General features: G+C 65.9%; 12 protein-coding genes. 8 read left to right on the top strand and 4 right to left on the bottom strand.

Going from position 1 to position 13,754, the window contains the following annotated elements:
* Positions 1 to 25: 25 nt before the first annotated feature.
* Both RTI28_RS25865 and RTI28_RS25860 read left to right on the top strand, forming a co-directional pair.
* Positions 26 to 1,261, top strand: a complete 1,236-nt coding sequence (locus tag RTI28_RS25865; RefSeq protein ID WP_042126753.1) for a saccharopine dehydrogenase family protein — start codon at positions 26 to 28, stop codon at positions 1,259 to 1,261.
* Between the two features lie 225 nt (positions 1,262 to 1,486).
* Positions 1,487 to 2,635: a GGDEF domain-containing protein gene (locus RTI28_RS25860; protein WP_316923119.1), complete on the top strand. Its 1,149-nt coding sequence runs from the start codon at positions 1,487 to 1,489 to the stop codon at positions 2,633 to 2,635.
* A 144-nt stretch (positions 2,636 to 2,779) separates the two neighbouring features.
* On the opposite strand, the gene RTI28_RS25855 is transcribed toward RTI28_RS25860, so the two are convergent.
* The 3 genes from RTI28_RS25855 to RTI28_RS25845 form a co-directional block, all read right to left on the bottom strand.
* Complete coding sequence (locus RTI28_RS25855; protein ID WP_316923118.1) at positions 2,780 to 5,179, bottom strand: TonB-dependent siderophore receptor; 2,400 nt, start codon at positions 5,177 to 5,179, stop codon at positions 2,780 to 2,782.
* Positions 5,180 to 5,279: 100 nt separating this feature from the next.
* On the bottom strand, positions 5,280 to 6,110 hold the full coding sequence (locus RTI28_RS25850) for a FecR family protein (protein WP_316923117.1): 831 nt from the start codon (positions 6,108 to 6,110) through the stop codon (positions 5,280 to 5,282).
* Positions 6,107 to 6,637 (bottom strand): RNA polymerase sigma factor, encoded by a 531-nt coding sequence (locus tag RTI28_RS25845; RefSeq protein ID WP_316923116.1) that lies wholly within the window; start codon positions 6,635 to 6,637, stop codon positions 6,107 to 6,109. Before RTI28_RS25845 ends, RTI28_RS25850 begins: the two co-directional genes overlap by 4 nt.
* Positions 6,638 to 6,749: 112 nt before the next feature.
* Here RTI28_RS25845 and RTI28_RS25840 point away from each other — a divergent pair, with 112 nt between their 5' ends.
* The 4 genes from RTI28_RS25840 to RTI28_RS25825 all read left to right on the top strand — a co-directional run bounded on the left by RTI28_RS25840 (position 6,750) and on the right by RTI28_RS25825 (position 11,702).
* Positions 6,750 to 7,193, top strand: coding sequence for a MaoC family dehydratase (locus RTI28_RS25840; RefSeq protein ID WP_316923115.1), 444 nt, complete (start codon positions 6,750 to 6,752; stop codon positions 7,191 to 7,193).
* 536 nt (positions 7,194 to 7,729) lie between these two features.
* Complete coding sequence (locus RTI28_RS25835; protein ID WP_316923114.1) at positions 7,730 to 8,230, top strand: sigma-70 family RNA polymerase sigma factor; 501 nt, start codon at positions 7,730 to 7,732, stop codon at positions 8,228 to 8,230.
* 3 nt (positions 8,231 to 8,233) lie between these two features.
* Positions 8,234 to 9,172, top strand: coding sequence for a FecR domain-containing protein (locus RTI28_RS25830; protein ID WP_316923113.1), 939 nt, complete (start codon positions 8,234 to 8,236; stop codon positions 9,170 to 9,172).
* Positions 9,173 to 9,275: 103 nt separating this feature from the next.
* Positions 9,276 to 11,702 (top strand): TonB-dependent siderophore receptor, encoded by a 2,427-nt coding sequence (locus RTI28_RS25825; RefSeq protein ID WP_316923112.1) that lies wholly within the window; start codon positions 9,276 to 9,278, stop codon positions 11,700 to 11,702.
* Here the strand turns inward: RTI28_RS25825 and RTI28_RS25820 are convergent.
* Positions 11,696 to 12,778: an XAC2610-related protein gene (locus RTI28_RS25820; RefSeq protein ID WP_316923111.1), complete on the bottom strand. Its 1,083-nt coding sequence runs from the start codon at positions 12,776 to 12,778 to the stop codon at positions 11,696 to 11,698. The two genes, RTI28_RS25825 and RTI28_RS25820, sit on opposite strands and share 7 nt — an antisense overlap.
* Positions 12,779 to 12,867: 89 nt before the next feature.
* Between RTI28_RS25820 and RTI28_RS25815 the strand changes: the two genes are divergently transcribed.
* Together RTI28_RS25815 and RTI28_RS25810 are read left to right on the top strand one after the other, a co-directional pair.
* Complete coding sequence (locus tag RTI28_RS25815; RefSeq protein ID WP_316923110.1) at positions 12,868 to 13,281, top strand: NUDIX hydrolase; 414 nt, start codon at positions 12,868 to 12,870, stop codon at positions 13,279 to 13,281.
* A 113-nt stretch (positions 13,282 to 13,394) separates the two neighbouring features.
* Complete coding sequence (locus RTI28_RS25810; RefSeq protein ID WP_042126726.1) at positions 13,395 to 13,739, top strand: metalloregulator ArsR/SmtB family transcription factor; 345 nt, start codon at positions 13,395 to 13,397, stop codon at positions 13,737 to 13,739.
* Positions 13,740 to 13,754 lie beyond the last annotated feature (15 nt).

Here is a 13,754-nt window from a genome sequence, read left to right as displayed (position 1 = left end):
CTGGCAGATAAGGAGAGATAGAGAATTGAAGAAGAACGTTCTTATCATTGGTGCAGGAGGTGTCGCCAAGGTGGTGGCCCACAAGTGCGCGCAGCACAACGACGAGCTCGGTCGTATTGCGATTGCGTCGCGGAACATCTCCAAATGCCAGGCCATCATCGACAGCGTCAAGGCCAAGGGTAGCCTCAAGGTACCCGCCGACATCCAGGCCTTTTCGCTCAATGCCCTCGATGTCGAGGCGACCAAGGCGCTGATTCGCGAGACTCAATCGCAGATCGTGATCAACGTCGGTTCCGCCTTCCTCAACATGTCGGTGCTGCGTGCCTGCATCGATACCGGTGTCGCCTACCTGGACACCGCGATCCACGAAGAACCGGGCAAGATCTGCGAGACCCCGCCCTGGTACGGCAACTACGAGTGGAAACACCTCGAAGAGTGCCAGCAGAAGAACATCACGGCCATTCTCGGCGTCGGTTTCGACCCGGGTGTGGTCAACGCCTACGCGGCGCTGGCGAAACAACAGTATTTCGACCGCATCGACTCGATCGACATTCTCGACGTCAATGCCGGGTCCCACGGCAAATACTTCGCCACCAACTTCGATCCGGAAATCAATTTCCGTGAGTTCACCGGACAGGTATGGAGCTGGCAGAACAGCCAGTGGACCAGCAACACCATGTTCGAAGTGAAGCGTACCGACGACCTGCCGGTGGTCGGTTCGCAGAACCTCTACCTCACCGGCCACGATGAAGTGCACTCGCTGTCGAAGAACCTCGACGTGCCCAACGTGCGTTTCTGGATGAGCTTCGGCGAGCACTACATCAATGTGTTCACCGTGCTGAAGAACCTCGGCCTGCTCTCCGAGCAACCGGTGAAGACCGCCGAAGGCCTGGAAGTGGTGCCGCTGAAAGTGGTCAAGGCCGTGCTGCCGGATCCAGCCTCGCTGGCCCCGGGCTACACCGGCAAGACCTGCATCGGTGACCTGGTCAAGGGCAGCAAGGACGGCCAGCCGCGCGAAGTCTTCATCTACAACGTGGCCGACCACGAAGAAGCCTACGCCGAGACCGACAGCCAGGGCATCTCCTACACCGCCGGCGTGCCGCCGGTGGCCGCGGCCCTGCTGGTCGCCCGTGGCCAGTGGGACGTGCAGCGCATGGTCAACGTCGAAGAGCTGCCGGCCGAGCCGTTCCTCCACGCCCTCGACGTGATGGGTCTGCCGACCCGGGTCAAGGACGAGAACGGTGATCGTCCGTGGGCCTGATGGGTTCATGAGCTGAAAAGAAGGGGCGCCCGCACAGGCGCCCCTTTTTCATCTGTAGGAGCTGGCTTGCCTGCGAAGGACCGCGCAGCGGTCCYRSRCGGTCCTTCGCAGGCAAGCCAGCTCCTACAGGGGGTGCAGATGAAACGCAGCGCAGTGCTCCGAAAAACGTTTCAACCGCTTACAATCCCGCCCATTCCGTCGTCAACAAGAAAGGCCCGTCAGTCCATGACGCTCGATCCACCTACCCTGCTGGTGCTCAGCATCGTGCTCGCCGCGACCGCCGCCGCCTATCTGGCCGTGGAATGGCGCAGCGTGCGCGAATCCTCCCTGCTGTTCTGGAGCGCCGGCTTCGCCACCATCAGCATCGGCTCGACCCTGGCGCTGATGCGCATGAACGGCCTGCTGCTGCTCGGCATCTGGTTCGCCAACGGTTTGCTGGTCACCGCCCACTGGCTGTTCCTGCTGGGTGTCGCGCGCTTCACCGAGACCCGCCTGTCGCGCGCCTGGTACCTGATCTTCGTGCTCTGGGCCGCGCTGCTGGCGCTGCCCGACGCGCCCTGGTGGTCGAACGTGATGACCTTCGCCAACGCCGGGCTGGTTGGGGTGCTGGCCCTGCGCGCCAGTCTGCTCCTGCGCCCCCATGGCAAGTCGCTGAGCATTGGCGCCGTGCAGTTGCGCTACGTGATGCTCGGCCATGGCGCCTTCTATTGCCTCAAGGCGCTGCTCGCGGTGATGCCCGGCACCCTGCTCGACCTGGCTTCGTTCCGCGGCGAGATCATCCAGGTGTCGCTGGTCGAAGGTGCCGTGGCGTTGATGCTGATCGCCCTGTCGATGACCGGCAGCGAACGCTACCGCCGCGAGAAGCGCATCGCCCGCCTCGCCGCCCGCGACCCGCTGACCGCCCTGTACAACCGCCGCGCCCTGGAAGTCCGCGCACCGCGTCTGCTGGAGAACGTCTCGGCGCAGCAACCGGGCGCCCTGCTGCTGATCGATATCGACAACTTCAAGCTGATCAACGACCTCCACGGCCACGCGGCCGGGGACCGTCTGCTGGTGAGCCTGAGCGAGATGATCATGCAGCGCCTGCCCGAGGAGGCGCTAGCCGCGCGCCTGGGTGGCGACGAGTTCCTGATCCTCCTCGGCCATGCCTCCCGCGAAGGCATCGTCGCCCTCGGCAGCGCCCTGCGCGAGCAGTTCCAGCAGGAAGCCGTCAGCACCTTCAATACCCCACGACCGGTGACCCTGAGCATCGGCGCCAACCTCTTCGAGCAGCCGCCGGCCAGCCTGGCGACGCTGATCGAGCAGAGCGACGCGGCGCTGTACGAGTCCAAGCGTGGGGGGCGGGACAGCATCAGGCTGGTGGACCGGACCTGACTCGGTCGGCTTGCGGGCGTCATCGCGGGCAATGCCCGCTCCCACAGGGTTCGGTGTGGCTGCGGACCTTGTGGGAGCGGGCCGGGCGGCGTTCCGATTGCCCGCGATGAGGCCCGCAAGAACAGTGACTGAACAACTGGCGGATCAGAACCGGTACTTGGCCGTCACCATATAGTTCCTCGGATCACCGACGAAGTTGCCGCCTACCGTGGTCATGATGCTGGAGTAGTAGTCGCGGTCGAACACGTTGTTGGCATTCAGGCTCAGCGTCAGGTGCCGGTCGACGTCGTAGCTGGCGAACAGATCGGTCACCGCATAGCCGCCCTGCTCGATCCCCGCGCTGGTGTAGATATCGCTCTGCACATGCAGGCCGCCGCCCACGCGCCAGCGGTTCAGGTCTCCCGGCAGGCGGTAGCTGGTGGCCAGCTTGAACAGGTTCAGCGGCAGGTTGGTGGCGTAGCGATCACCGCTGGAGAGGGTGCCGATCGGGCTGTAGTCGGAGCGCTTCAGGTGCTTGGCGTAGTTGTAGGTATACCCCGCCGAGACCTGCCAGTCCGGCAGGACCTCGCCGTTCACTTCGAACTCGATCCCGCGGCTGCGCACTTCACCGGCCGAGGCGTAGCATTCGCGACCGTCGCAGGCCTGGCTGTCGAGCAGTTGCGGCAGGTTCTCCAGGTCGATCTGGAACAGCGCCACGCTGGCATTCAGGCGGCCGTCGAAGTACTCGCCCTTGAGGCCGATCTCGGAGTTGCTGCCCTCCTGCGGATCGAGCAGGCCGCCGCCGGCGGTGCTGTAGTTCTGCGGGTTGAAGATGCGCGTCCAGCTGGCGTAGGCGGTGTAGGTGTCGTTCAGGTCGTAGGTGAAGCCGAGGTAGGGGGTGAATTCACGGGTGGCCTTGTAGTCGTCGTGGCCGGTCCAGTCACCGGAGTGGGTGGTCACGCTGTACTCGTACCAGTCCAGGCGCCCGCCGGTGGCCAGCTTGAGGCGCTCGCTCAGGCTGAAGCGCGCGGTGAGGTAGACGCTGGACTGCTTGACCTCGCCGTCCCGCGACCAGGCGTAGCTGATCGCCGGCTTGGGCACCGCCTTGCCATCGAAGCTCAGCGGATCGAACTCGTACACCCCACCCATCGGCCAGCCGCCAGGGCCGTCGTCGATGTCCTGGTTGCGATAGCTACCGCCCACCACCAGTTCATGGGTCCGCCCGAACAGGCTGAACGGCCCGCTGGCATAGCCGTCGAGGCTGGTCTGGGTGTTCTCGTAGTGGTACTTGCCATAGCCGAAGCCGAGATCCCGGGCCGTCTCGTCGGGGCGATACAGGTAGGAGCCGAACATGTCCATCTGGCTCTTCAGCGCGGTGGCGGCGAACTTGCCGGTCCAGCCGTTGGCGAAGCGCTGGGTGATGTCGGCGAAGACCGTGCGGGTGTCCTTGTCCCAGTACGACCAGTTCGGGCTCATGCGCCGCGAGCGCGGAATGTCGAGGAAGCTGCCATCGGGGTGGGTGCCGCGGCCATTCCAGTCGGCGCCGGGGTTGTTGTCCTGGCTCCAGCTCGCGCCGAGGCTGACCGTGGTGTCGTCGCCGAGGTCACCTTCGAGCACGCCGTAGACCAGGCTGCGGCGGCTCTGGTAGTCGTCGATGAAGGAATTCTTGTCCTGCAGCGACAGCACGGTACGGCCACGCAGGCTGGCCGTGGCATTCAACGGCCCGCTCAGGTCCAGTTCGCTGCGGTAGTTGTCCCAGCTGCCGGCACCGCCGGTGATGCTGCCCTGGAACACGCTGGTCGGGCGCTTGCGCACCAGGTTGATCGAGCCGCCCGGGGAACCGGCGCCTTCCATCAGCCCAGAGGCGCCACGCACCACCTCGACCCGGTCGTACATCGCCAGCAGGCCGGTGGACAGGCTGGCCTCGTCGTACTGCACGGGAATCCCGTCGACCATCAGGTTGTTCAGCTGGAAGCCGCGGGAGTTGTAGCGTTCGCGCTCGCCGCCCCACTTGGTCACGGTCAGGCCGGTGCTGTACTTCACCGCATCGCCCAGGGTGGTCATGGCCTGGTCCTCGATGCGCTGGCGGCTGACCACGCTGACCGACTGCGGGGTTTCCCGCGGGCTCAAGGCCAGCTTGGTGGCGCTGCTCATGCTGCCGGTGGTGTAGGAACCGCTGTGCTCGCTGGTGGCGCCGAGGTTGCTGGCATTGACGCTGGTGGCGCCCAGTTCCACCGCGGCGCTGTCGGCCGCTGTGGGCAGGGACACCAGGTAGCTGCCATCGGCGGTCTTCTGCACCTTCAGCCGCGTCCCCCGCAGCAGTCGCTGCAGCGCCTGTTCCACACTGAGGTCGCCGCTCACGCCGGGCGCTTGCAGGCCTTCGGCGCTGTCGGTGGCGAACAGGATGCGCGCACCGGTCTGCCCGGCAAGGGCGTTCAACGCCTGGTCCAGTGGCTGCGCCGGCAGGTTGACGGCGTGCTGCGCCTCCTGGGCGTGCAGGGTCGAAGCCAGGGTGATGCCGGCGGCCAGCAGCGACAGGCGGCGCGAGAATGCGATGGTGCTCATTTGACTCCCCAGATGCAGGTTCGAAAGTGACCTTCACAGGGAGTGGCGAATGACAGCGGACAAATGTTGAGGTGTGAAATGAAAAATATTCTCTTTTCCGTTAGCGCGCCCGAATCGTAACGCTGCCATCGCTGTCCCGCGCCAGGCTCAGCGGCAGGATCGCCGGCAGACCATCGAGCAGCGCCTCCACCGCAGCGCTGTCGAACTCGCCGGACAGGCGCAGCTGGCCGACCCGGGCATCGAGCAGACGGATCGGCGCCTGACGGTAGCGTTGCAGGTCGACGATCACCTCGCGCAGCGGCGTGCCGTCGAAGCGCAGCTTGCCCTGCTGCCAGGCGGTAATCCGCGCCGGGTCCACGCTGCCGATCGCGCTGAACTGGCGTGCGTTGGCCAACATCAGTTGTCCGGCCTGCATGCGCCTGGCGCGGGAAGCCTGGCTGGACACCTCCACCTCGCCTTCGACCACCGCCACGGCGACCCCGCGGCTGTCGCTGCGCACGTTGAACACGGTGCCGATATCGCGCACCGACACGCCCTGGCTGCGCACAATGAACGGCTGCGGGCCGTGGGCCACGGTGAAGGTCGCCTCGCCTTCGAACAGCTCGAACTGACGGCTGCGCAGGCGGTGTTCGATGCGCAGGTGGCTGGCGCTGTCGAGGATCAGCGTGCTGCCGTCGGCCAGTTGCCGGCTGTCGCGGCTGCCCACCGGGACGCGGATGTCCTCGCTGTACCAGGACGGATCGAGGAACCACAGCCCCGTCGCCAGCACCAGCAGCGACAGGCCGCCGCCCAGCGTTTGCTTGCGCCGGCGCTGGCGCGCGGTCTGCGCCTTGGCCTCGGCGAGCAGCGCCTCGCGGGACGGCACGCGGTCGCGCAGGGCTTGCTCGAAGGGGGTCAGGGCATCGCCGGCCGGTTTGTCCTGCCGGGTCATTTCGCCAGCACCCGGCGTGCCGGTTCCCAGTCGCGCACGATGGCCTGCATCGCCCGGGCAAAATGCTGGGTGACCATGTTCAGCGAGATGCCCAGCTCGGCGGCGATCTCCTTCTGCGCCATGCCATGGATGCGGTGCAGCAGGAACACCTGGCGCGCCCGCGCCGGCAGCGCCTCGACGATCGCCAGCAGGGCGTGCAGCTGCTGCTCGAAATCGAGGCTGGCGGCGCCGTCCAGGTCGTGGACATGCCAGTCCGGCACCTCGGCGGTGAATTCGATATGGGCAGCCTGGGTGCGGTCGGCGCGGCGACGATCGATGGCCTTGTTGAAGGACACCTTGCGCAGGAAGGCGAACGGCAGCTTCACCGGCTGCTGCGGCGGTTTCTCCAGCAATTGCAGGCACACGTCATGGACTACCTCGCGGGCGAACTGGCTGCCCTGGAAGCGCCGGCGGATATAGGCGACCAGGTCATCGTAGTGCAGGGCCAGGGCCCCGATCAGCTCGGGATTGGAGGAGGATTCGGACATGACGGGGACAGACACGCGAATGAAAGTGGTTCGCATTATAGGCATGACGATTTGCTTGCCAAGCCATCTGGGTTGAATATCGGACGACTCGAAACCGTTCCAGGAGAAAACCATGACCGCAGCGCCCGTGTATCTGGATGACCTGACAGTCGGCGATGTGTTCGTCAGCGACGGCCATGCGCTGGATGCCGAACAGATCATCGCCTTTGCCACGCAGTTCGATCCGCAGCCGTTCCACACCGATGCGGAAGCTGCGCGGGACAGCTTCTTCCAGGGCCTGGCCGCCAGCGGCTGGCACACCGCGGCGATCACCATGAAGCTGCTGGTGCAGAGCCTGCCCCTGGCCCGCGGGGTGATCGGCGCCGGCGGTGAGATCAGTTGGCCGCAGGCGACCCGGCCGGGGGATGTGCTCAAGGTCACCAGCACCGTGCTGGAGATCATCCCGTCGCGCTCGAAGCCGGATCGGGGGATGGTGGTGGTGCAGTCGCTGACCACCAATCAGCGGGATGAGGTGTGCCAGAGGCTGACCTCGAAAGTACTGTGTTTTCGGCGGTGATCGTCTTGTGCAGATTTGATGGTCTGGCGGGAAACTGCATGAAGGCCGCCAGGTGCCTGCCTTGAGCCCTGCAGCGTCCTCAAGATCGAGCGCCGCCCGCGCGGCGCATCGCGGATGAATCCGCTCCCACATCGGTTGCAACGTGCCTATGTCTGTCAGGCCATGGTTGACCGCCTTGTTGGTTCGACGCGATACCGAGTCGTACCCAACAGCCTCCCCGCGATACATCGCCGAAAAAACAAAGGCTGACAACCCAAATCCCACAGGCCATGGCACGTTGCAACAAATGTGGGAGCGGATTCATCCGCGATGCGCCGCGCGGGCGGCGCTCGATCTTCAGAGCGCGGCAAGATTCAAGACAGACACCTGGCGGTCTTGATGCGGTTCCTCGGCAAGCCTTCAAATTTGTGTAAATACCCATGCAGCGATGAGGCACGAACAATCGAAGCAGACCTCGCCGCCAGCAACATCTTGTTATCTCCCACCGATTCAGCCAAAAATATAGAGAATCATTCTCATATCCATTTCTGGCCACCATGTCCGCATCCTACCCCACCGCCCTGCACCACCTCTTCCAGCAACACAACGGCTGGCTGAACCATTGGCTGCGCACGCGCCTGGGCAATTCCAGCGATGCCGCGGACCTGGCCCAGGACACCTTCGTCCGTGTCCTTGCCGCGCGCAATGTCGAGGCGATCCGCGAGCCGCGCACCTACCTCAGCGCCATCGCCCGCGCGCTGATGATCGACCGCTTCCGCCGCAACGCCGTGGAACAGGCCTATCTCGATGCCTTGGCCCTGCGCCCGGAAGCCGTGGACATCTCCCCGGAAACCCGCCTGCTGATCATCGAGACCCTGACCGCCATCGACGCCATGCTCGACGAGCTCGGCGAACGCACCCGCGGGATTTTCCTCGCCGTGCAACTGGAAGGCCTGAGCTACGTGGCGGTGGGCGAACGCCTCGGGGTCTCGGTGACCACGGTGAAGAAGCACATGGTTCGGGCGATCACCCAGTGCCTGCTGCTGGCCCAGGGCTGAGCCATGCTCGATCGCGAAGTACTCGAAGCCGCCGCCACCTGGTACGTCAACCTGAGCGCCGATCCGACCGGCGAGGACGAGCGCAAGGCCTGGCGCCTCTGGCTGGCGCAGGATGTGCGCCACGCCGAAGCCTGGAGCCAGGTGGAACAGCTGCAGCAGCGCCTGGCACTGCTCTCCCCGCACACCGCCCTGCCCGCGCTGGCCGATGTCCGCGCCCGCCGCCGCGCGGTGAACAAGGTCCTCGGCCTGCTGCTCATGGCCGGTGCGGGCGGCGCCAGCCTGCTGGCGGTCGAACCGCTGTCCTCGCGCATGGCCCAGTACCGCACGGCCAAGGGCGAACGCCGCGAGCTGCGGCTGGCCGACGGCAGCCTGATGATCCTCAACACCGACAGCGCGGTGGACGTGCACTACGGCAGCGAACTGCGGGAAATCCGCCTGTACCGCGGCGAGCTGCTGTTGCAGAGCGCCAGCGACCCGGCACGCCGCCCGCTGCTGGTGCACTCGGCGCAAGGCTGCGTGCGCGCCCTGGGTACCCGTTTCAGCGTGTTCAGCCATGCAGGGCGCAGCGAAGTGCGGGTGTTCGAACACGCGGTGGAACTGCGTGCCGCGGCCAACCCCACTACCGCGTTGCGCCTGGAAGCCGGGCAGCAGGCCAGCTTCGACGCACAGCGCATCGCCCCCGCCAGCCCCCTGGACGACGCCAGCGATGCCTGGACCCACGGCGTGCTCATGGCCCTCGACTGGCCGCTGCGTCGCCTGGTCGCCGAACTGGCCCGCTACCGCCCGGGCTACCTGGCCTGCAGCGAGGCGGTGGCGCACCTGCGGGTGACCGGGGCGTTTCGCCTCGACGACACCGACACCGTGCTGGAAAACCTCGCCACCGCCCTGCCCGTGCGCGTGCAGGCCCTGACCCGCTACTGGGTGCGCATCGACGCGGCGTGAAAAACTTTGCCTGCCAGGGTTGCCGATTTTCATTCTCATCCGGCCAAGCACTGAAGCGGCGATCACTGCCGCACATTTGCCACGCCAACCGAAGGAAATCCGCATGACCCGTTCCGTCACCCAAGCGGCGAGCCCCCTGGCCCGCGCTATCCACCTGGCCCTGCTGGGGCTGCTCAGCAGCCCCGTGGTGGCGTTGCCGAGCCTGGCCGTCGCGCAGACGCAGACGGCCCGCTTCGATATTGCCCCGGGTCCGCTGGGTATCGCCCTCAGCCAGTTCGCCGCCCGCGCCGGGGTGACCTTTTCCTTCCCCAGCGAGCAGACCCAGGGGCTGAGCTCGCCCGGCCTGCAAGGCGAGTTCTCGGTGGACGAGGGCCTTGCCCGCCTGCTCGAAGGCAGCGGCCTGCAGGCGCGCCGCGAAAGCAACGGCAGCTACGTGCTGATGCCCCGCGCCGCGGCCGGCGACACGGCCCTGGAACTCACCGCCCTGAGCATTTCCGGCAAGGCCCCGGGTTCCACCACCGAAGGCTCCGGCTCCTACACCAGCGAGTCGTCGAGCAGCTCGACGCGGCTCAATCTGTCGCTCAAGGAAACCCCGCAGTCGATCACCGTGCTGACCCGCCAGCGGCTGGAAGACCAGAAGCTCGACAACCTCACCGACGCCCTCGACGCCACCACCGGCATCACCGTGGTCCGCGAGAGCCTCGGCGCCGACAGCACCGCCTACCTGTCCCGCGGCTTCGCCATCAGCAACTTCGAGATCGACGGCGTGCCGACCTCGTCGCGCATGGACAACTACACGCAGAACACCGCGATGTACGACCGCGTCGAAGTGGTGCGCGGCGCCACCGGCCTGATCAGCGGCCTGGGCAACCCGTCGGCGACCATCAACCTGATCCGCAAGCGCCCCAGCGTCGAGCCGCAGGTGCTGATCAGCGCCGAAGCCGGCAGCTGGGACCGCTACGGCCTGAGCCTGGACGTCGGTGGCGCCTTGAACGACGCTGGCAACGTGCGCGGCCGCTTCGTCGCCGAGCAGAAGGACCAGCACGCCTGGATCGACCGCTTCAACCAGCAGCTCACCACCCTGTATGGCATCAGCGAGTTCGACCTCGACGAGGACACCCTGCTCACCGCCGGCTTCAGCCACCAGATCACCAACAGCAACGCGCCGATGCGCACCGGCTTCCCGCTGTTCACCACCACGGGCGAGCGCACCGACTTCAAGCGCTCGTTCAACACCTCGCCGGACTGGGCCTACTACGATCGCCGGCAGAGCACCCTGTTCACCTCGCTGGAACACCACTTCGCCAATGGCTGGAGCGGCAAGCTGGAGTACAGCCACGCACGCAACGACTACGACACCGTGGTCGCCTACATGGACGGCGAGATCGACCCGGCCAGCGGCGCCGGTGCCTCCATCATGCCGACGCGCTGGGCGGCGACGCCGACCCAGGACAATATCGACGCCTACCTCACCGGCGGCTTCGAGCTGTTCGGCCGTGAGCACGAGCTGATCGGCGGCGTGACCCTGTCGCGCATCGAGGAACGCGGCACGCCGAACTATGGCGGCTGGCAGCGCAGCTACCCCGGGGACATCGACAATATCTTCGCCTGGGACGGCCATACGCCCACTCCGGTATTCAGCAAGGTCGGCGCCAGCGACCTGACCGAAACCCAATACGCCGCCTACCTCACCTCGCGCTGGCACCTGAGCGATGCCGCCAGCCTGATCCTCGGCGCGCGGGTGGTGGACTGGAACCGCGACAGCAAGAGCTGGCTGTACCGCACCGGCGCGGTGACCAAGGCCGAACGCACTGAAACCGGCATCGTCATTCCCTACGCCGGCCTGGTCTACGACCTCGACGACACCTGGACCGCCTACGCCAGCTACACGCAGATCTTCAACCCGCAGAACGCCAATATCCGCGACGTCAACGGCACCCCGCTGGATCCGCAGGAAGGCACCGGCTACGAGGTGGGGATCAAGGCCGGCTTTCTCGACGACCGCCTGAACACCAGCCTGGCGGTGTTCCGCGTCGAACAGGACAACCTCGCCATCGCCGATGGCGGCAACCTGCAACCCAGCGGTTTCCAGGCCTACAAGGCGGAGAGCGGGACCACCAGCGAGGGCGTGGAATTCGAGGTCAACGGCGAGATCAGCGAGGGCTGGCAGGTCAGTGGCGGCTATTCGTACAGCGTCAGCTTCAATGCCGACGACAAGCGCATCGTCACCGAGATCCCGCGCAACAGCGCCAAGCTGTTCACCAGCTATCGCCTGCCGGGGCAACTGGACAGGCTGACCGTCGGCGGCGGGGTCAACTGGCAGAGCGAAGCCGGCTACGCCCTGAGCTACGCCACCACGCAGAGCAGCTACGCCATCACCAGCCTGATGGCGCGCTACCAGATCACCCCGGCGCTGTCGGCCACGCTCAACGTCAACAACCTGTTCGACAAGGAGTACCTGACCACCACCGCCGCCGGCCTGTATGGCGCGCCACGCAACTTCATGACGACCTTGCGCTACGCCTACTGAAGCAGGCGGGCCACCTGGTCGAGGGAGCCTTCGACCTCTCCCGGCAGCAGCTTCAGGTCGGTGACCTTGCCACGCACCTCCACCTGCATCTTCGTCGGCTTGCCCTCGCCGTCGCCGAGGATGCGGTAGGTGGTGTCGCCACGGGCGAAACTCAACTGGCGGCTGGCGGCATCGTAGACGATGCGCTCGCCGTCTTTTTCCGGATACAGCAGGACCGCCTCGTCGCTCTTGTCCAGGGCGACGTAGGCCGGTTTGGCATCGTTCGGGCTCTCGAACAGGATGATGCGCTTGCCCGCCGGGGCCAGGCGGAACGCCAGCAGCACCGTGGGCGGATCCTCGGTATTCCAGTAGCGCCGGGTGCTGCTCACCAGCTTGCCGTCGCGGTTCTCGCCAAGGGTCTCGACCACCAGCCCGGAGGGGTCGTTGTGGCCGATGGCGCTGCGGGTCCTGAGCACCGGTTCACCGTTTTCCAGGGCGTAGGTGCTGAACTCGTGCCAGCAGCAGCCATCCTTGGTGAACACGCTGATCTCCCGGGTCTTTTCGTCCACCTCGAACAGGCCGCAATAGTTCTGCGCCAGTTCGGTAAAGGCGGCGCTGTGGCGGAAACCGTCGGCGCTGCCAAGGAAGACCTGGTAGGACGGGCCGTGGTAGCAACTGAACTGGCCGTCCATCAGCGCCAGGTCCTTGATGCCGTCGAGGTTGAAATCCTGGTGGATCAATACGCTCTGTTCGCCATAGGGCAGTTCGTGGACATTGGCGCGCACTTCTTCCGAGCCGGTCTGCTGGTCCAGCACCAACTCCTCGGAGCGCACCTGGATCAGCGCCGCACCGCTCTGCTTGTCATAGACGCTGATGATGCCGGGCCGGAAGACCTCGTCCTGGTCACTGATTTCCAGGGTCGCGCGGTAGCGCTCGGAGAAGTTTTCCAGTGGGTAGGTGGCGCGTGGCAGGCTCTGGAAATGCGCGCTGTCCAGCTCGCCGAAGGTTTCAGTGGCGAAGGCGGACAGTGACGCGAACGCGGCGAGGCCGCAGGCAAGCAGGCGAACCAGGGTTCGCGGGAAAGGTGAAGCCCGCACGGGGTGACTCCTGTCTGGTGAGGCGGAAAGCGGGGATTCTAGCGGCAAATCTGGCAAAATCCCCATCCTCCAGTGAAAAGGAATTCCCCATGCTCCCCAACAAAGCCTGCGTCGTCCTGCTCGACGACGCCCGGCGCCTCCTGCTGTTCCGTCATCCGCGGGGCGATGTGCAACTGGTCAAGGGCACCATCGAAGCCGGCGAAGCGCCTGACCAGGCCGCCCTGCGCGAGCTCAAGGAAGAATCCGGGATTACCCCGGCCAGGGTCCTGCGCGACCTCGGCTGCTGGAATGCCGGGCACCGCGACCAGGTCTGGTCGTTCCATCTCTGCGCGACGGACCTGGCCCTGCCGGAACGCTGGTCGCACCAGACCGAAGACGACAACGGGCATGTCTTCGCCTTTTTCTGGGCGCCGCTCGACGACCTGCCCTTCGACGAATGCCATCCCCTGTTTCGCCGCGCCCTGCGCCATGTGCTGGACGTGCTCGACACGCCAGCCCCCTGATTCAGCGCGGCGCTCGGCCATCGAGCGACCGCCGCGGGGACATTCAGGCTGCCCGGGGTTGCCATATATATGGATATACGTATACTTGAGTTTCCGTATATGAAGCCGCCGCAATGATCACACCTCCCGAACTGTTCAAGAGCCTGGCCGACGAAACCCGCGCCCGCGCCACGTTGCTGATCGTCGAGCACGGCGAGCTGTGCGTGTGCGAACTGATGTGCGCGCTGGCCGACAGCCAACCGAAGATCAGCCGCCACCTCGCCCAGTTGCGCGGCGCCGGCGTGCTGCTGGATCGACGCCAGGGCCAGTGGGTCTATTACCGCATCAACCCGCAATTGCCGGCATGGATCCACCAGGTCCTGGCCGTCACCCGGCACACCAACGCGGGCTGGCTGCAGGCCGACAATGCCCGTCTCGCCAACATGGATGGCCGCCCCGCGCGCGCCGTCTGCTGCTGAGGACACACCGCCGTC

This window comes from Pseudomonas sp. zfem002 (assembly GCF_032621685.1).
In the GTDB taxonomy this organism is placed as follows: Bacteria; Pseudomonadota; Gammaproteobacteria; order Pseudomonadales; family Pseudomonadaceae; genus Aquipseudomonas; species Aquipseudomonas japonica.
The sequence above is the reverse complement of the archived record's forward strand: the minus strand, read 5'-3'. Positions and strand labels throughout refer to the sequence as shown.